The 17285-nt window shown below is 57.6% G+C and carries 12 protein-coding genes and 11 tRNA genes; 1 reads left to right on the plus strand and 22 read right to left on the minus strand.

Features of this window, described 5'->3' with window-relative positions:
- Window position 1: 1 nt before the first annotated feature.
- From QYQ99_RS04545 to folC, 22 genes are all read right to left on the minus strand, one after another.
- Window positions 2-3091, minus strand: a complete 3090-nt coding sequence (locus QYQ99_RS04545; RefSeq protein WP_302091611.1) for an efflux RND transporter permease subunit — start codon at window positions 3089-3091, stop codon at window positions 2-4.
- 4 nt (window positions 3092-3095) lie between these two features.
- Complete coding sequence (locus QYQ99_RS04550; RefSeq protein ID WP_302091612.1) at window positions 3096-4301, minus strand: efflux RND transporter periplasmic adaptor subunit; 1206 nt, start codon at window positions 4299-4301, stop codon at window positions 3096-3098.
- Between the two features lie 46 nt (window positions 4302-4347).
- Entirely contained in the window at window positions 4348-5637 is a 1290-nt protein-coding gene (locus QYQ99_RS04555) for a TolC family protein (protein ID WP_302091613.1), read from the minus strand.
- A 332-nt stretch (window positions 5638-5969) separates the two neighbouring features.
- Window positions 5970-6263, minus strand: a complete 294-nt coding sequence (locus QYQ99_RS04560; RefSeq protein WP_302091614.1) for a hypothetical protein — start codon at window positions 6261-6263, stop codon at window positions 5970-5972.
- Window positions 6264-6644: 381 nt separating this feature from the next.
- A tRNA-Asp gene (locus QYQ99_RS04565) sits at window positions 6645-6721 on the minus strand.
- A 48-nt stretch (window positions 6722-6769) separates the two neighbouring features.
- A tRNA-Glu gene (locus tag QYQ99_RS04570) sits at window positions 6770-6845 on the minus strand.
- Window positions 6846-6889: 44 nt separating this feature from the next.
- Window positions 6890-6965 (minus strand) — tRNA-Ala (locus QYQ99_RS04575).
- A gap of 8 nt (window positions 6966-6973) precedes the next feature.
- A tRNA-Asp gene (locus QYQ99_RS04580) sits at window positions 6974-7050 on the minus strand.
- A gap of 48 nt (window positions 7051-7098) precedes the next feature.
- Window positions 7099-7174: transfer RNA gene (locus QYQ99_RS04585), tRNA-Glu, on the minus strand.
- A gap of 44 nt (window positions 7175-7218) precedes the next feature.
- A tRNA-Ala gene (locus tag QYQ99_RS04590) sits at window positions 7219-7294 on the minus strand.
- Between the two features lie 9 nt (window positions 7295-7303).
- A tRNA-Asp gene (locus QYQ99_RS04595) sits at window positions 7304-7380 on the minus strand.
- A gap of 48 nt (window positions 7381-7428) precedes the next feature.
- Window positions 7429-7504: transfer RNA gene (locus tag QYQ99_RS04600), tRNA-Glu, on the minus strand.
- Between the two features lie 86 nt (window positions 7505-7590).
- Window positions 7591-7667: transfer RNA gene (locus QYQ99_RS04605), tRNA-Asp, on the minus strand.
- 48 nt (window positions 7668-7715) lie between these two features.
- Window positions 7716-7791: transfer RNA gene (locus QYQ99_RS04610), tRNA-Glu, on the minus strand.
- A 44-nt stretch (window positions 7792-7835) separates the two neighbouring features.
- Window positions 7836-7911: transfer RNA gene (locus tag QYQ99_RS04615), tRNA-Ala, on the minus strand.
- A 70-nt stretch (window positions 7912-7981) separates the two neighbouring features.
- Window positions 7982-9391, minus strand: coding sequence for a glutamate--tRNA ligase (gene gltX / locus QYQ99_RS04620; RefSeq protein ID WP_302091615.1), 1410 nt, complete (start codon window positions 9389-9391; stop codon window positions 7982-7984).
- A 150-nt stretch (window positions 9392-9541) separates the two neighbouring features.
- Window positions 9542-10753, minus strand: a complete 1212-nt coding sequence (locus QYQ99_RS04625) for an O-succinylhomoserine sulfhydrylase (RefSeq protein ID WP_003061097.1) — start codon at window positions 10751-10753, stop codon at window positions 9542-9544.
- Window positions 10754-11057: 304 nt separating this feature from the next.
- Window positions 11058-12566, minus strand: a complete 1509-nt coding sequence (purF, locus tag QYQ99_RS04630; protein ID WP_302091616.1) for an amidophosphoribosyltransferase — start codon at window positions 12564-12566, stop codon at window positions 11058-11060.
- Entirely contained in the window at window positions 12511-12657 is a 147-nt protein-coding gene (locus tag QYQ99_RS04635; protein ID WP_230847665.1) for a hypothetical protein, read from the minus strand. Before QYQ99_RS04635 ends, purF begins: the two co-directional genes overlap by 56 nt.
- A gap of 106 nt (window positions 12658-12763) precedes the next feature.
- Window positions 12764-13261, minus strand: a complete 498-nt coding sequence (locus tag QYQ99_RS04640) for a CvpA family protein (protein ID WP_034393958.1) — start codon at window positions 13259-13261, stop codon at window positions 12764-12766.
- A gap of 28 nt (window positions 13262-13289) precedes the next feature.
- The gene (locus QYQ99_RS04645) at window positions 13290-14240 is read right to left on the minus strand and encodes an SPOR domain-containing protein (protein WP_302091617.1); all 951 of its coding nucleotides are present in this window, start codon (window positions 14238-14240) and stop codon (window positions 13290-13292) included.
- 58 nt (window positions 14241-14298) lie between these two features.
- Complete coding sequence (folC, locus tag QYQ99_RS04650) at window positions 14299-15624, minus strand: bifunctional tetrahydrofolate synthase/dihydrofolate synthase (RefSeq protein WP_302091618.1); 1326 nt, start codon at window positions 15622-15624, stop codon at window positions 14299-14301.
- Between the two features lie 267 nt (window positions 15625-15891).
- Between folC and QYQ99_RS04655 the strand changes: the two genes are divergently transcribed.
- Entirely contained in the window at window positions 15892-17229 is a 1338-nt protein-coding gene (locus QYQ99_RS04655; RefSeq protein ID WP_437439075.1) for a tyrosine-type recombinase/integrase, read from the plus strand.
- Window positions 17230-17285 lie beyond the last annotated feature (56 nt).

Below are 17285 nucleotides of genomic sequence, written 5' to 3' on the forward strand. Positions count from 1 at the left end.
ATCAAGCTTCGGTCGGCTTATCGTCAAACCAGCGGTACAGCGTGGGCAACACCACCAGCGTCAACAAAGTCGAAGTAATCAAACCACCGATCACCACAATAGCCAAGGGACGCTGAACCTCGGAGCCGGGACCTGTCGCAAACAGGAATGGCACCAAGCCCAGCAAAGCCACGGTTGCGGTCATCATCACAGGGCGGAAGCGCTGAGTACAGCCTTCGCGCACGGCTTCAGCCACGTCCATCCCATCCTGGCGCAGTTGGCGAATGCTAGATACAAGCACCACGCCGTTCAGCACAGCAATACCCCACAGGGCAATAAAGCCCACCGATGCCGGCACGCTCACATATTCACCCGTGACAAACAGACCGATCAGGCCGCCAATCGAAGCAAAGGGCAGCACCAAAATGATCAGGCTTGCCAGCTTGATGGAGTTGAACAGCAGGAACAACAGGAAGAAGATGGCCACGATGGTCAGCGGCACGATCACCTGCAGCGTGCCCATGGCGCGCTCCATGTTTTCGAACTGACCACCGAACTTGAAGTAATAGCCCTCGGGCAGTTTCACCTCCTTGCCCAGGCGCTGCTCGACCTCAGCCACAAAGCCAGCCAGGTCACGCCCTTCCACGTTCGCGCCCACAACCACGCGGCGCTTGCCACCTTCGCGGCTGATCTGCGCAGGGCCATCGACCAGCTCGATCTTGGCCAGGCTGCTCAGTGGCACTTGCGCGCCAGCCGCCGTGGTCAGCAGAGTTGCGCCAATGGCTTCGGGCGATCCACGATAGGACTCGGGGAAGCGCACGACGACCGAGTAACGACGCTCGCCCTCATACAAGGTCGTCACGTCCCTGCCGCCAATAGCGGACTCCAGTAGACTTTGCACATCGGCAACGTTCAGGCCGTGACGGGCGATCGCCTTACGGTCGATATCCACCGTCAGAGCCTGCTGACCCGAGAGTCGCTCGATACGGATGTCCGTACTGCCGGAGACGCTCTTTAGGATGCGCGCCACCTGCTCGGAGACTTCCTTGAGCTCTTCCAGCTCGTCCCCGAACACCTTCACAGCCAGTTGCGAGCGCACGCCGGTCACCATTTCATCCACACGTTCGGAGATAGGCTGGGACAGCACAATCTGCACGCCGGGAATCTTGGACAGGCGCTGACGAATCTCTTCGTCGATCTCATCCTGGGTACGCTCGGATTCGGGGTCCAGCAGCACGATGGGGTCAGACTCATTGGGGCCAGCAGGATCGGCCGGCGATTCGCCACGCCCCAGCTTGGAGACCACGGACTTCACGCCAGGCACCTGCGCCACCTCCTTCATGGCAGCCATTTCCATGCGAATGGATTCATCCAGGGAAATGCTGGGCACGCGGTTGATCTGCGGTGTCAGCGCACCTTCTTTCATGGTCGGCATGAAAGACTTGCCCAGGAACGGGAACAGGCCCAGCGATCCGATCAGCAAAGCCACGGCCACGGCCAGCGTCAGGCGATTGCGTGCAGTCGCACCGTCAAGCAAACGCAGATAGTGGCGCTTGAGGAAGCCAATCAGCTTGGTATCGTGATCGGCGCCGCCCTTGAGGAAGTAGGAGCACAGCACGGGCGACAGGAACAGCGACACGGCCAGCGAGATCGCCAGAGCCATGGCGATGGTCAGCGCCAGCGGGCCGAACATCTTGCCTTCAATGCCTTGCAGCGTCATCAGCGGCAGGAACACCAAGATGATGATGGCAATACCGAAGATGGTGGGTGTAGCGACTTCCACGGTGGCCGACAGCACGGTTCGAATACGCTCACCACGCGAATTGCCCACCTGCCCCAGTTTGTGGAATACGTTTTCAACCACCACCACGGTGGCATCCACCATCAGACCAATGGCAATCGCCAAGCCCCCCAAGGACATCAGGTTGGCCGAAATGCCGTACTTGTTCATCATGATGAAGGTGGTCAGCGGCGTGATGATCAGTGTCGCCACAACGATCAGGCTGGAACGCACATCGCCCAGGAAGATGAACAGCACCACCACCACCAGGAAGATACCTTCAATCAGCACCTTGCCCACGGTCCACAGGGCCGAATCCACCAGGTCAGTTCGGTCGTAATAGGGAACGATCTGCAGGCCGCCGGGCAGCATGCCCTTGGAGTTGATTTCCTCGACACGCTCCTTCACGCGGGTCACGACCTCCTTGGCATTGCCGCCACGCATCATCAGCACGATGCCGGACACGCCCTCGGTATAGCCCCCCTTGATGATGGCACCCTGTCGCACCTCGGCATCAATCTGCACCTTGGCCACATCACGCACATAGACCGGCACTCCTCCCTGCTCCTTGAGCACGATGTTGCCGATATCGTCCAGCGTACGGATCATGCCCACGCCGCGAATCAGATACTGCTCAGTCACCTGCGGCAGGATGCCGCCGCTGGCATTGGCATTGTTGTCCGCCACGGCTTGCACCACCTGACGCACACTCAGGTTGTAGTGACGCAGACGGGCAGGATCGACCAGCACCTGGTACTGCTTGACATATCCCCCCTGGGAGTTGATTTCAGCCACACCGGGAATGGAGCGCAGCAACGGGCGCGCCACCCAGTCCTGAATGGTGCGACGCTCCGTCAACTCGGCCTGGGTCAGCTCGCGCTTGCCATCATCGGGGTGATCCAGCGTGTACTGATAGACCTCCCCCAGGCCAGTGGATACCGGCCCCAGTACCGGTACGATGCCTTCAGGCATGCGCGGCGTGACTTCGATCAGACGCTCCGTCACCAGTTGCCGGGCAAAGTACACATCGGTCGCATCGGTAAACACCAGCGTGATGATGGACAGACCGCTCTTGTTGAGCGAGCGCATCTCCGCCAGCCCGGGCAATCCCGTCATGGCGATTTCGAGAGGCACGGTCACAAAACGCTCGATCTCCTCGGGCGAACGACCAGGGGCTTCGGTGGCAACCTGAACCTGCACATTGGTCACATCGGGGAAGGCATCCACCGACAGATTCATGGCGGCACGCAGGCCAAAGCCACACATCACCAGCGCCAGCACGACCACCACCAGCCGCTGCGATAGTGCGGCACGAATCATGGAGGCAATCATGGGCTTACTCCAGTTCTGCGCGCTTGCGCTCATTGTTCAGGTGGAATGCACCTTCGACCACGATCTGCGTGCCTTCGCTCACCCCCTTGACCACAGGTCGCAGACCACCGCTGGTCGCACCCAGCTCCACCGGAGTCAGGCGGTAGTGGTTTTCGGCCTTCTTGACGTAGACGTAGTCCTTGTCGTTCTCGCGGACCACTGCCAGTGCAGGGATCGCCAGAGTCTTCTCCATGGCCCCCTGGATCTTCATGGTGGCAAGCATCTGGGGCTTGAGCGCCAGATCCTTGTTGTCCACCTGAGTGCGAATGGTCACGGTGCGGGTTTCGGGGGACACTGTGTCACCCACGTAGATGATCTTGCCCGAGATGGGTGTCTCCTCGACGCTCAGCCCCAGCGCCGGCACATCGATCTGGACGTTCTGGCCAGTCTGCACACTGCGTGCAATTTGCTCAGGCAAGGCGCCTACCACCCAGACGTTGGAGAGATCCGCCACAGTGAACAGAGGGTCCCCCGGCTGCGCAACCTGACCCTGGCTGACCTGGCGCTCGATCACGATACCGGCAGCAGAAGCAGTGATGGCGGCATTCGGTGCAACACTGCCCTTGGCGCGCAAACTGCTCAGCGCATCGGCGGACAAGCCCATCAGCTTGAGCTGATCGCCTGCCGCCCTCAACTCTGCGCGCGCAATCTGCACTTCTGATTCGCGACGCAGCAGTTCTGCAGAGCCGATCACATCGGCAGCAATCAGCTGACGTGCGCGCTCTACGGAGCGCTCGGCCAGAGTCGCCGTGGCGCTGGCACGCATATAGGCCAGTTGAGCCGTGGTCAACTCGGGGCTGGCGACGCGAGCCAGAGTCTGACCCGCTTTGACTCGATCGCCGGTTTCGGCCAGCACCTCGGTCACACGTCCTGTCACTGCCGCACCGATGCGGGTGACCTTGCGTTCGTTGGCCTCAATGCGACCGGCAACTTCCTGCACCGATGCAACTTCGGCCTGCGTTAGCGCAGCGGTCTTGAAGTTACTTGCCATTTCGGCAGAGACAACCACTTCCATGGGGTCAAGCTCGGCCTTGATATCTGCTGCAGCAACTGCAGCAGCCGGCCCCTCCTTGCCGCAGCCAGTCAGGGTCAATGTTGTCAGCCCGGCCAGCGCCAGTGCCAGAACCAGTGAGGCGGGACGCGCAGTCCAGGAGTGATGATGAGAAGACATAAAGCGAATTCAAAAAATACGAAAACGTGGTCTTGACTTTGAAAGCTCAAAGCGAGGAAGGCTGCGCATAGCGACCAGCCAGAAAATCCAGTTCAATCCGGGCGGATTGCAGTTGGTATCGGGCTTCAAGCAAATCGGCGCGCACCGTGCGCAGCACGCGCTGTGCATCCAGCACATCCAGAATGCCGCGCTCGCCGAAGCGGTAAGCCGCCTCTGCTACGCGCAAGGCCGACTCGGCCTCGCGCACCGCACCCTCGCTCAGCGCTTTGGTGCGTACCTGCGCCATTTCCATGACCTTCCAGGCCTGCAACATTTGCTGCTCCAACTCGGCCTTGCGACCTTCCATGCGCAGGCGAGCACGCTCGGCCTCCGAAGCGGCCTCATCAATGGGGCCGCGGCGCTGGTCGAACAGCGGAATCTGCATGCTCACGCCGATGGTGTTATTGCGGATGTCGGGTTCACGCGTCTGCGCGTAACGCAGCTCAAGACCTGGCCAACGGCTGGCTTTGGCACCATTTTTCTGCGCTTCGGCCTTGTCCACATCGGACTGCAGTTGCAGCAGCTCCGGATGGGACTGCCAGTTGATGTTCTGCAACTGCGCCTTCTCCACCGGATCCTGCAGAGACAGAGCCAGATCAAAGCGATTGGGCAACTGGCCTGCAGCCAGACGATTGAGCGTGAGCTGGGATTGCTCAGCCAGCAAACGGGCAGACTGCTCCTGCTGACGAGCGTTGATCAGTTCGGCATCGGCCTTGATGATTTCGTAACGAGCTGCTTCACCGCTGGAAACACGTACGCGTACACGCTCATGAGCCTGCTCCAGCAACTTGACGGCGTCATAGGCGGCCTGTGCCTGCGCCTGTCGCAGGACCACCTCGTAGGCCTTGAGCTTGACCTGGGCCACGAGCGCATTGCGCGATGCAGCAATCTGGTGCACGGATGCTCGCTGCCCGGCTTGCGCCGCCTCGACACGTGCAGCACGCACGGAAGGCATTTCTATGGGAACCGAGATCCCCATGGTCTGCACATTGCCGGGCGTGGCCGATGCCAGACGCGCCTTGTTGTCGCCGCGACTCCACTCCAGCTTGGGGTTGGGCAGAGCACCGGCGCTGACCACAGCCGCCTGAGCCGTGACGCTCGACTGCTGAACGGAACGCAGTTCAGGGTTGTTGTCCAGCACGGTCTGCACCAGTTGCGTGAGGGTCAGCTTGGGCTGCACCAGATCTGAAATGGTGCTGCTGACTTGTTGTGTGCCATAGGCATTGGTCTGAGCATTCGCAACCAGAGCTGCGGCGAGACACAGGCCGAACACAGCCGCGCGTTTGGGGCTCCGCAATGGAGTATGGCCAGAAGAATTCTTACTGGCCTTGGCCGGCAAAGAAGCCGGCACTATCGATCTGTTGAACATAGAACACAGCTGCCTTCTTGAGGGCAGATAAAGTGAGGAAGGAGTCGGAAAACTGTCATGCACATGCGGCAGCTGCCGCATGCGATGCAGAATCAGTTACACCTGAGCAGGTGAAGCCGCCCCAGACCTGTCTCAGAGCCATGCTCTAGCAGACAAGCACTTTCCAGGCCAGCAGGCGCCGGAATGACGGGCGGCAGGTAACGGAGGTCTAAAAAGCCCAGCGCAAACGTTCTGACGTGATGACGTCAGCTGAACTGGAGCTAGCCTGCCAGCGGCAGGCCGAGACTTGGCGGACGCAACATGCTTTCCGGCCAGGGATAAGTCGGGTGCACCACATGCCCCTGAGGAGGCACCCGGACATCGGCCACACCTACAGCTACCGCTTCGGGAGGGCCAAACAATTCATTGCGATCATCTTGCGCCGGATTGAGTTCGGCAGTGCGATGCGGACGGTGAATGGAGAACTCCACCGTATCTTCTTCCACATCGTCCTCGAACTCCTGCAGCACATCGACACCGTATTCGTGCGGCTGCGCGTCGAGTACATGAGCCATTGCCACTACATCTTGCGAACCTGAGGGCAACATGGCAATGAGTTGCACTCCGATGATGGAGGCAAACATCAGCAGCGACAGCAGAAAGGAAGACGCCGGGCGCATGGATCGAAGGAGCTGTGGTTAAACGAACAACAATGAAGGGATGAGACAGTCACTGGGAAGCAGACCCAATGGTGAAAAGATGGTGTACCGATTGGCAGCAAAAGTTCCCGCATGAAAAGCTTTTGTCAACATCTGTAAGGGTGAACGATAGCGTATTGCCATAGCACTTGCATGGCAAGGGTATCTTGCTAGAAAGTCAGGAGCACATCAGTTCTGCCAGAGTGCGCAGACAAGAAAAAAGCCGCAACCAATTGCTTGATTGCGGCTTTTTGAATCTGGCGGAGTGGACGGGACTCGAACCCGCGACCCCCGGCGTGACAGGCCGGTATTCTAACCAACTGAACTACCACTCCTGGCAGGAAGCTTTGCTACCCATTGTATAGCTGCAAGCGCTTCAAACTTGGCGACCCTACGGGGATTCGAACCCCGGTACTCACCGTGAAAGGGTGATGTCCTAGGCCTCTAGACGATAGGGTCAATCCTAGAACGATTCAAGTCTTGCGACTTGCCGTCAAAAATTTTGGTGGAGGTAAACGGGATCGAACCGATGACCTCTTGCATGCCATGCAAGCGCTCTCCCAGCTGAGCTATACCCCCAAAAACTGTGGCGGAGTGGACGGGACTCGAACCCGCGACCCCCGGCGTGACAGGCCGGTATTCTAACCAACTGAACTACCACTCCTGGCAGGAAGCTTTGCTACCCATTGTATAGCTGCAAGCGCTTCAAACTTGGCGACCCTACGGGGATTCGAACCCCGGTACTCACCGTGAAAGGGTGATGTCCTAGGCCTCTAGACGATAGGGTCAATCCTAGAACGATTCAAGTCTTGCGACTTGCCGTCAAAAATTTTGGTGGAGGTAAACGGGATCGAACCGATGACCTCTTGCATGCCATGCAAGCGCTCTCCCAGCTGAGCTATACCCCCAAAAAACTGTGGCGGAGTGGACGGGACTCGAACCCGCGACCCCCGGCGTGACAGGCCGGTATTCTAACCAACTGAACTACCACTCCTGGCAGGAAGCTTTGCTATACATTGTATAGCTGCAAGCGCTTCAAACTTGGCGACCCTACGGGGATTCGAACCCCGGTACTCACCGTGAAAGGGTGATGTCCTAGGCCTCTAGACGATAGGGTCATAACCTAGAATCTTTGCTTTCGCACCGATTAAAAAAGCGCCTTCTGAAAATAAAGGCGCTTTTTTAATCAAGCGACTAGCCAAACTGGCGGAGTGGACGGGACTCGAACCCGCGACCCCCGGCGTGACAGGCCGGTATTCTAACCAACTGAACTACCACTCCTGGCAGGAAGCTTTGCTACCCATTGTATAGCTGCAAGCGCTTCAAACTTGGCGACCCTACGGGGATTCGAACCCCGGTACTCACCGTGAAAGGGTGATGTCCTAGGCCTCTAGACGATAGGGTCAATCCTAGAACGATTCAAGCCTTGCGACTTGCCGTCAAAAATTTTGGTGGAGGTAAACGGGATCGAACCGATGACCTCTTGCATGCCATGCAAGCGCTCTCCCAGCTGAGCTATACCCCCTAAAACTTTTTCTGCAAGACAACCTTTTAATCAGTCGCGTTTTGCAGAGACTCGAATTATAGACAGGTTTTTAGCGATTTTTCAAACGCGCGATAACTTTTTCACGTCCAAGCAATTCCAGCACCGCATCGACCGAGGGCGTATGGGCTGTGCCCACCGTCAGAACGCGTACGGGCATAGCCAGCACAGGCATCTTCACACCCTGCGCCTTGAGCAACTCCTTGATCGCAGCCGCAATGGCTTCCTTGGTCCATTCCACGTTTTCCACCACGGCAGCGAATGCATCGAGCACGGGGGTGGCCGCCTCGCTCACATGCTTGGCATAGTCTTCAGCATTGCGCTGCACGCTGTCCACATAGAAGACCTTGGCCCAGTTGGCCAGATCCACCAAGGTCTCGCAACGATCCTTGAACAAGGCAACAATGCGCACCAGACGGTCATCGGCGTCGATCAGGCTCTCGGCCACACCCGCCTTGACGACAAAGGGCTTGACCAACTGGGCCAGCTCGGCGTCGTCCATGGCCTTCAGATGCTGGGCATTGACCCAGCGCAGCTTGGCTTCGTCAAACTGACCGGCGCTGCGACCCAGGTGATCCAGGTTGAACCACTCCAGGAACTGGGCACGACTGAAGATTTCGTCGTCGCCGTGGCTCCAGCCCAGACGGGCCAGATAGTTCACCATGGCATCGGGCAGATAGCCTTCATCACGGTACTGGGTCACGGCCTTGGCACCGTTGCGCTTGCTCATCTTCTCGCCTTGCTCGTTGAGCACGGTGGGCAGATGGGCAAAGGTCGGCACGGTGGCCCCCAGCGCCTCAAAGATGTGAATCTGGCGCGGCGTGTTGTTCACATGGTCGTCGCCACGGATGACATGGGTGATGTTCATGTCCATGTCGTCCACGCAGACGCAGAAGTTGTACGTGGGCGTGCCGTCAGGGCGTGCAATCACCAGATCGTCGAGCTCGGAGTTCTGGAACTCGATACGGCCCTTGCACTTGTCTTCCCAGGCCACCACGCCGGACTGAGGAGTCTTGAAGCGCAGCACGGGCTTCACGCCCTCAGGAATCGCTGGCAACACCTTGCCTTCTTCGGGGCGCCATGTGCCGTCGTAGCGGGGCTTTTCCTTGGCGGCCATCTGCTTTTCACGCAGCGCGTCCAGCTCCTCCATGCTCATATAGCAGTGGTAGACATAGCCCTTTTCCTGCAGCGTGGCCAGCACCTGCTTGTAGCGGTCCATGCGCTGCATCTGGTAGAACGGACCTTCGTCGTGGTCCAGCTGCAGCCATTCCATGCCTTCCAGGATCACGTCCACGGAAGCCTGGGTGGATCGCTCCAGATCGGTGTCTTCAATGCGCAGCACGAAGTCACCGCCATTGGCGCGCGCAAAAGCCCAGGGGTAGAGGGCCGAACGAATATTGCCCAGATGAATGAAGCCCGTGGGCGAAGGGGCAAAGCGGGTGCGAATTTTGTTGGTTGTCATATCAGAAATCCTTGTGCGGCATTCCCTGCGTCAAGGCTGCGGCGCTTGATGCGCACGCAGTCTCGGTCAGAGATGCCAAGCAAGAGTCACCTCGCAGCGCGGGCATCGCCCCCTTTGAGAGGGAAGGCGCGAAGCGACTCAGGGAGTTTTTCACAGCGTATCCAGTCCACGAGCCAGATCGACCTTGAGGTCTTCCAGATGCTCAAGACCCACGGAAATACGAATCAGACCCTGACCCACGCCAGCAGCCTGACGCTGGTCTTCGGTCAGACGACCATGCGAGGTGCTGGCCGGATGGGTGATGGTGGTCTTCACATCACCAAGGTTGGCCGTAATCGAGCACAGACGCGTGCTGTCCACTACATGGAAGGCATTCGCACGCAGCTGCTCCGCCCCCTCACCCACCACGTCGAACGCCAGCACGGCACCGCCCATGCCGTTTTGCTGGCGCATGGCCAGCTCGTGCTGAGGATGGCTCTTGAGGCCCGGGTAGTAGACACGCGCCACCTTGGGATGGGCCTCCAGCCAGGCGGCAAACTCCAGCGCCGCAGCGCTTTGTGCCTTGACGCGCAAAGCCAGGGTTTCCAGGCCCTTCATCACCGTCCAGGCGTTGTAGGGAGCGATATTCAGACCGCCGCTGCGCAAGAAAGTGCCCATGACCTTGTCGACCAGGGCAATGGTGCCGCAAACCGCACCGGCCATGACGCGGCCCTGGCCGTCGAGGAACTTGGTGCCCGAATGCACGACGAGGTCGGCGCCAAACTTCACGGGCTGCTGTAGCACGGGAGTGGCGAAGCTGTTGTCCACGGCCAGCAGCGCGTTGTTGGCGTGCGCCAGCTCGGCCAGTGCGGCGATGTCGCAGAGATCGGTCAGCGGGTTGGTGGGCGTCTCGGCAAACAGCATGCGCGTGTTGGGCTTGATGGCCGCCTTCCAGGCTTCGATATCGGTCTGCGAGACAAACGTGGTTTCCACGCCGAAGCGTGCCATCTCGGTTCCCAACAGCTTGATGGTGGAGCCGAACATGGACTGCGAGCAGATCACATGATCGCCTGTCTTGAGCGCCGTCAGCGCGACCAGCAAGATGGCAGACATGCCGGTGGAGGTCGCAACCGCACATTCCGTCCCCTCCATGGCCGCCAGACGCTTTTCAAAGCTGGTGACCGTGGGGTTGCCGGTGCGGCTATAGGTGAAACCTGGCTCTTCATTGGCAAAGCGGCGCGCTGCGGTCGCCGCATCGGGTTGCACAAAGCTGCTGGTCATGTACAGGGCTTCGCAATGCTCGCCCCACTGGCTGCGCTCGACCGCTTCGCGCACGGCCAGAGTTTCAGGATGCAAACCTTCGGGTAATGTCTTGTTGGTCACAATCGTCAAATCCAGATGGTTGGTACCGGTCATGAGTCCGCTGCAGACCGCCAATCAGGCCCGCACGCATGCTGCTCTACCGGCTTGACCGGCGGCACTCGGTGTACCGGTCTTTGAATATGCCTTGCTCGCACATCATGGAATTTGAGTCAATTCAACCTCAAACGCTTGATGCACATACGTCACTAGCTCACTTTTAAAGAGCATACCGACCGCACAGCTCTGCCATTGTCCTCCTGAATGAAAAGGGTTGCCTCAGCAACCCTTTCACACTCAGTCATTCGCTGCGATTGAACGCCAGCGCTCAGCTTTCCTGAGCATTCGGCAGAGACAGGCGCGAAGTGTCTTCGCTCTCCTCTTCGCTGCCGCGGTTGCGTCCCTCGTTGAGCGCTGTCACCTCTTCATCGGAAATGTCACCGGTGATATAGATGCCGTCGAAACAGGAGGCCTCGAAGCCGCTCACCTGGGCATTGATCTTGCCCACGGCCTGTTTCATGGCTTCCACATCCTGATAGATCAGCGCGTCGCAGCCGATGACCTGGCGAATTTCCTCGACCGTACGGCCGTGAGCCACCAGCTCGGAGCGCGTGGGCATGTCGATGCCGTACACATTGGGGTGACGCACAGGGGGCGCAGCGGACGCCAAATACACCTTGTTGGCACCGGCATCGCGCGCCATCTGCACGATTTCCTTGGAGGTAGTACCACGCACGATAGAGTCATCAACCAGCAGCACATTGCGCCCCTTGAACTCGCTGCTGATGGCGTTGAGCTTCTGGCGCACCGACTTCTTGCGCGCACCCTGGCCCGGCATGATGAAGGTACGGCCCACATAGCGGTTCTTCACAAAACCTTCGCGATAGGGCTTGCCCAGCAACTGTGCCAGTTGCATGGCACTGGGGCGGCTCGACTCGGGGATGGGAATCACCGCATCGATTTCATTGGGAGGCACCATGGAGATCACGCGCTTGGCCAGCGTCTCACCCATGTTCAGGCGAGCCTGATAGACCGAGATGCCGTCCATGGTGGAGTCGGGACGTGCCAGATACACATACTCGAACACGCAGGGATTGAGCTGGGTCTTTTCAGCGCATTGCTGACTCTCGATGCGGCCGTCGTTGTGCACAAAGATCGCTTCGCCGGGAGCGATGTCGCGCTCGAACTGATGGGTCGTGCCTTCCAGCGCCACGGACTCGCTGGCCAGCATGATGGTGCCATCATTGCCGCGGCCCATGCACAGCGGACGAATGCCGAAGGGATCGCGGAAGGCCAGCAAGCCGTAGCCGGCGATCAGCGCGATCACGGCGTAAGAGCCCTTGATGCGCTTGTGCACCGCACGCACGGCCTTGAAGATTTCCTCGCTTTGAAGCGGCGCACCGCTGGAGGCGCGGCCGATCTCGTGCGCCAGCACGTTGAGCAAGACCTCGGAGTCGCTTTCGGTGTTGGTGTGGCGATGATCGGTATCCGCCAGTTCGCGGCGCAGTTGCTTGGCATTGGTGAGATTGCCGTTGTGCACCATGACGATACCGAAGGGCGCATTCACGTAGAAGGGCTGAGCCTCTTCCTCGCTGGAGGCATTTCCAGCCGTGGGATAACGCACCTGACCCAGACCCACATCACCAGGCAGAGCACGCATATTGCGGGTGCGGAACACGTCCTTCACCATGCCCTTGGCCTTGTGCATGAAGAACTTGCGTTCCTGCTGGGTCACGATGCCGGCTGCATCCTGCCCACGGTGCTGCAGCAGCAGCAAAGCGTCATAAATCAGCTGATTCACGGGTGCGGTGCTCACCACACCAACGATTCCACACATAGTTGCGTTCCATCTGTTCGCGAAAGTCGCCCTTCGCCACACTCGCCTGCTTCGCCACCCATTGGCTAGCCTGCGCTTTGATATCCGGCATGGCGGATCACGCCAACACCAAACTCTCGTCGGCACCCACTGCGTTTTACAGCAAGCGCCTTAGCCACTTTCAACCCTTAGGTAAATTGCGGCAAAAAAACTTCGCTTCAAGAGGAAGCCTTGGGCAGATACTGCCCCCACTCCTCTGGCAGAGCAGGCAGCACCCAGCCCAGCGCCTCAGTCAACCAGGGCGCCAGCACCGAGTCCTGCCACCACAAAGCCTTGTGCAGCGGCGTGTACTGGATCACCAGAGCCAGCACCAGCAGCAGCAGGCCGCCGCGCAAGACACCGAACAAGGCGCCTAGGGTGCGATCCACAGGCCTCAGCCCCACGGCCTCAATCAGTTGCTTGGACAGCCAGGAGATCACTCCCCAGGCAAACATGGACCCCACCAGCAGCAGCACAAAGCCCGCCGCATAACGCAGCTGCATGTCCCAACCATCCAGCGGCAGCCATACCGCCACTTCTTGTGCCCAGGTTCGCGCGACCATAAAGGCCACCAGCCAGCCCAGCAAGGAAAGGACTTCATAGACCAGACCGCGCCAGGCCCCCAGCAACAAGGAGCCCAGCACAACGACCACAAAAATCCAGTCAAGCGTGCTCATCAATCAAACCGATGCCGGAAAACCGCTCTCAAGCCTTGAACACCGATGCAGGCAAGCCCAACGCTTTGGCCCTGGCGGCAGCCTTCTCGGCTTCCTCGCGGCTCTTGAAAGGCCCCATGCGAACACGTGTGCGCTTGCCGTCCTTGGTGTCCACGGTCTGGGTAAAGGCTCCGGCACCCAGCTTGCCCTTGATTTCGTTGGCCTTGCCGACTTCGGCAAAGGCGCCGATCTGTACGATGAAGCGCTCATTGGAGGCTGCAGCCTCCTTGGGCGCGGCAGGCTCCGAGGTGCTGCGCCCCTCGAGCAGGGCACGGGCACGGGCGGCCTCGTCCACCTTGGGTGCTTCAGGCTTGTGCTTGGGCTCGGGTTTTGCTTCCGGCTTCTTGGCCTCAGGTTTGACCTCTGGCTTGACCTCGGCCTTGGGCTTTTCGGGCTTGGGCTCCGGCTTTCGCTCGGGCTTCACCTCAGGCTTGGGCTGAGGTTTGACATCTGGTTTGGGCTCGGGCTTGGCCTGAGATGCCACCGCAGCGGCTGTACCGACGGCAGCCGCAGTGACCGCAGCCCCCACCACAGGAGCAGCCGGCGCAATGGCAGCAGTCACAGAAGCGGCAGTCCTGGCCGAAGGTGCAAGCACTTCCTCACCGTCATCCAAAGACGCATTGGCAGCGACACGCCCTGAGGGTGCAGCCGTCTGGCTCGCCACCTGGGTGCCAGGTACGACCTCAGGTGCCGAATTGGCCTGATCGGGAATTTCAATCGGGATATTGACCGGAATGGGACGTGGCTGCGTGTCGAACAGCAGCGGGAAGCCCACCACACCGATCAGCACCAGCACGGCCGCCCCGATGAGGCGATGACGTGCGCGGCGGCGCATGGCTTCCACGCTTTCGCCCTGGGCCAGGCGACTGGGGCGCTTGGCTCCAGCCACGGACTCGGCTTCGTCTTTTTTGCCAGGCCAACGGAAATTGAAAAATGCCATGAGTGAGGACTTGTTGAGGCCCGCCACCGGTCAAAAGCCGGGGCGGCAGGCCGCTGACTCAGTGAGCCAGGTGTTTGGCGTTCAGACGAGGCGTGCCGTTTTGCAACACTCCGCCCACGGTGAAGAACGATCCAAAGACCACGATTCTATCAGCCGCCTCCGAGGCCGCGACTGCGGCATCCAGGGCCTGCTGGGGATTGGCAAAGGTCTGCATGCTCACATCTTTGCGGATCACGCCCTGAGCCTGCAACTGCTGCAGCTTGGCCTTGAGGTTTTCTGCAGAATCCGCGCGCGGCGTGGGCAGATCGGTGAAATACCAGCGATCGACCAGCGGCCCCACCTTGGTGAGCATGGGCTCCCAGTCCTTGTCTGCCATGGCACCGAATACAGCATGCGTGGTGGGGAAGTAACCCATGGCATCGAGGTTCGCCGTGAGCGCCGCCACCGAGTGCGGGTTGTGCGCCACATCCAGCACCAGCGTAGGCTGACCGGGAACGATCTGGAAGCGGCCGGGCAGCTCCACCATGGACAAGCCCGTGCGCACGGCCTGCGCCGTCACCGGCAGCTTGCCGCGAATGGCTTCATAGGCGGCCAGCACACCGGAAGCATTCATCAGTTGATTGGCGCCGCGCAGTGCCGGATAGGCCAGTCCCGCATAGCGGCGGCCACGGCCGGCCCAGCCCCATTGCTGCTTGTCGCCGTCGTAGTGGAAGTCCTTGCCGAAGCGCCAGAGGTCGGCACCGATTTCGAGCGCATGATCGATCACGCTTTGCGGCGGCACCGGGTCGCTGACGATGACGGGGCGACCGGCACGCATGATGCCGGCTTTTTCGCGGCCGATGCTCTCCCGGTCAGGGCCCAGCAGCTCCATGTGATCGAGATCGATGCTGGTGATGATGGCGCAGTCGGCATCGATGATGTTGGTGGCATCAAGTCGGCCTCCCAGGCCCACTTCCAGAATCGCCACATCCAGCCTGGACAGGCTCATCAGGCGCAATATGGCCAGCGTGGTGAACTCGAAGTAAGTGAGTGCCACCTCTTTGCCGCCCTTCACCCTGGCCTGCTCCACCGCTTCAAAATGCGGGATCAGCTCCTCTGCCTTGACGATCTCGCCACCCACGCGGCAGCGCTCTTCAAAATGCACCAGATGCGGCGAGGTATAGACACCGGGACGATAGCCGGACTGCAGGGCCACGGCCTCCAGCATGGCACAGGTCGAACCCTTGCCATTGGTGCCGGCCACCGTGATCACGGGGCAGTCGAATTGCAGGCCCATGCGCTGTGCGACTTCACGCACGCGATCCAGACCCAGGGCGATGTTCTGGGGATGCAGGCGCTCGCAATAAGCCAGCCAGGCATCCAAGGTGGGAAATATGGTGTGCATACTGGGCGCTATTGTCGCCCACTGTCAGAGGCCCTATGGCTGCCGACACTTGGCAAATGCGTTACATCTGACTCCAACCGTTTCACCGATACCGAACACCATGAGCAAGATCACCACCGTCTACGGCATCCCCAACTGAAAACCCTTAATTGATTTTTTTCACAAAATAGCTCTAAGTGCTTGTTTTTTCTTATACTGTGTCTCACATTTTTGAATTTATTTCACAAAATTTCAGGGACATTTCACAAGAAAAATGGGGTGAAAAAAATGAATTTTTACAAGTTGCCTAGGGGTATTCAAGAGACAACACGAAGCAACAAGGACGGTTCTCCTGTGACTGCTTACCGTGTGCAGATGAACCGCAAAGGTATCAAGCTGGACAAGCTTTTTGGCTCCATCAATGAAGCTTTGGCTTATCTAAACGACGAGCGAAAAAAGTTAGGTTTAAAAAGCTTGGTGATTGAAGAAGACCAAGAAAAAGCAAAAGCCTATAAGCAAAAGCTGATGCTTGAATTAAGTGAGACCGGCAAAGGCAAAGAATTTATAAAAAACTTCCTAACAAATCCCACTTTTGATAGATATGTTCAAAGATATATAGATGATTATCTAAATATAAAATATAGAAATTTAATCAATAAAAAGCTTTCAGAAATGACAGCCGAGGAAAAGCACAAGTATAAGAATTATACAAATAAATTAAGCAAACTAAAAAGGATAGTGAAATTTAAAGTTCAAGATAACTCTTTGGGAGTTCTTGAAATGTCTTTCAATCATCAATTTAACAGAGAACAAATAAAATTCGGAGACATTCCACTTAGGGAAATTACACCATCAACAATCAATTCCTATGTAAAAACAAGAATACAAGACAATTTAAGGGGTTCGTCTATTCGCGTTGAAATTGTATTGATTAACAGCGTTATAGAACATGCAAAAACAATAGACACAAGCCTGACAGATTACAAAAATCCAATCAAAGATTTTGACAAGAAGCTTTATTCTATTGCAGTTCCTGCAAAACCTAAATTTTTCAGATTTAACGAAGTAAGTAAAGAAGAATTTTTAAAGGCTATTGAGACAAACAAAAGCACTGATTTAATTGCTATTGTTAAATTGATGATGACAACAGCAATGAGAAGAGCTGAGGTTATTCTTTTGAAGTGGTCGCAAGTTCACGACAATTTTATTCAGTTAACAGATACGAAGACAAACCCTCGCCCTGTCTATCTCACTACTGAAGCCAAAGAGATATTAAACTCTATCCCCAAGAAACCGAATCAAGATAGGGTTTTTAATTACACGGTGACGGGCTTTGAAGCCTCCTTGAGATACCACTTGAACAAGTTTGGCTTAAGAGATATCACACCTCACAAGCTCCGAAAGAATTCCATTAGTGAATTTGTGGAAGTTATTGGCTCTGATAACTCCCTGTTAATTTCTGAAATCCTTGGAATTCGTGACATTGCTGGATTAGAGAGAGAAATTAAGACAATGCCAACTTCTGGCCTATCTTCTCAAAGTGAAGTACTTAAATCCGTTGGTCACACGACATCAGCAGTGACAAAGAAACATTACTTCTCATTGAATTTAAAAAATAAAAAATAAAACTCATAACCACACAAAACAGGCTTCGGCCTGTTTTTTTGCTATTTAAAAAGTAA

The sequence above is a fragment of the Comamonas testosteroni genome, from assembly GCF_030505195.1.
Classification (GTDB): domain Bacteria; phylum Pseudomonadota; class Gammaproteobacteria; order Burkholderiales; family Burkholderiaceae_C; genus Comamonas; species Comamonas testosteroni_G.

Coding starts and splice junctions, on each gene's coding strand:
- purF (WP_302091616.1), bottom strand. CDS start 12,566: ATGTGTGGAATCGTTGGTGTGGTGAGCACCGCACCCGTGAATCAGCTG.
- QYQ99_RS04655 (WP_437439075.1), top strand. CDS start 15,892: ATGAATTTTTACAAGTTGCCTAGGGGTATTCAAGAGACAACACGAAGC.
- QYQ99_RS04635 (WP_230847665.1), bottom strand. CDS start 12,657: ATGCCGGATATCAAAGCGCAGGCTAGCCAATGGGTGGCGAAGCAGGCG.
- QYQ99_RS04550 (WP_302091612.1), bottom strand. CDS start 4,301: ATGTCTTCTCATCATCACTCCTGGACTGCGCGTCCCGCCTCACTGGTT.
- QYQ99_RS04560 (WP_302091614.1), bottom strand. CDS start 6,263: ATGGCTCATGTACTCGACGCGCAGCCGCACGAATACGGTGTCGATGTG.
- QYQ99_RS04645 (WP_302091617.1), bottom strand. CDS start 14,240: ATGGCATTTTTCAATTTCCGTTGGCCTGGCAAAAAAGACGAAGCCGAG.
- QYQ99_RS04545 (WP_302091611.1), bottom strand. CDS start 3,091: ATGATTGCCTCCATGATTCGTGCCGCACTATCGCAGCGGCTGGTGGTG.
- gltX (WP_302091615.1), bottom strand. CDS start 9,391: ATGACAACCAACAAAATTCGCACCCGCTTTGCCCCTTCGCCCACGGGC.
- QYQ99_RS04640 (WP_034393958.1), bottom strand. CDS start 13,261: ATGAGCACGCTTGACTGGATTTTTGTGGTCGTTGTGCTGGGCTCCTTG.
- folC (WP_302091618.1), bottom strand. CDS start 15,624: ATGCACACCATATTTCCCACCTTGGATGCCTGGCTGGCTTATTGCGAG.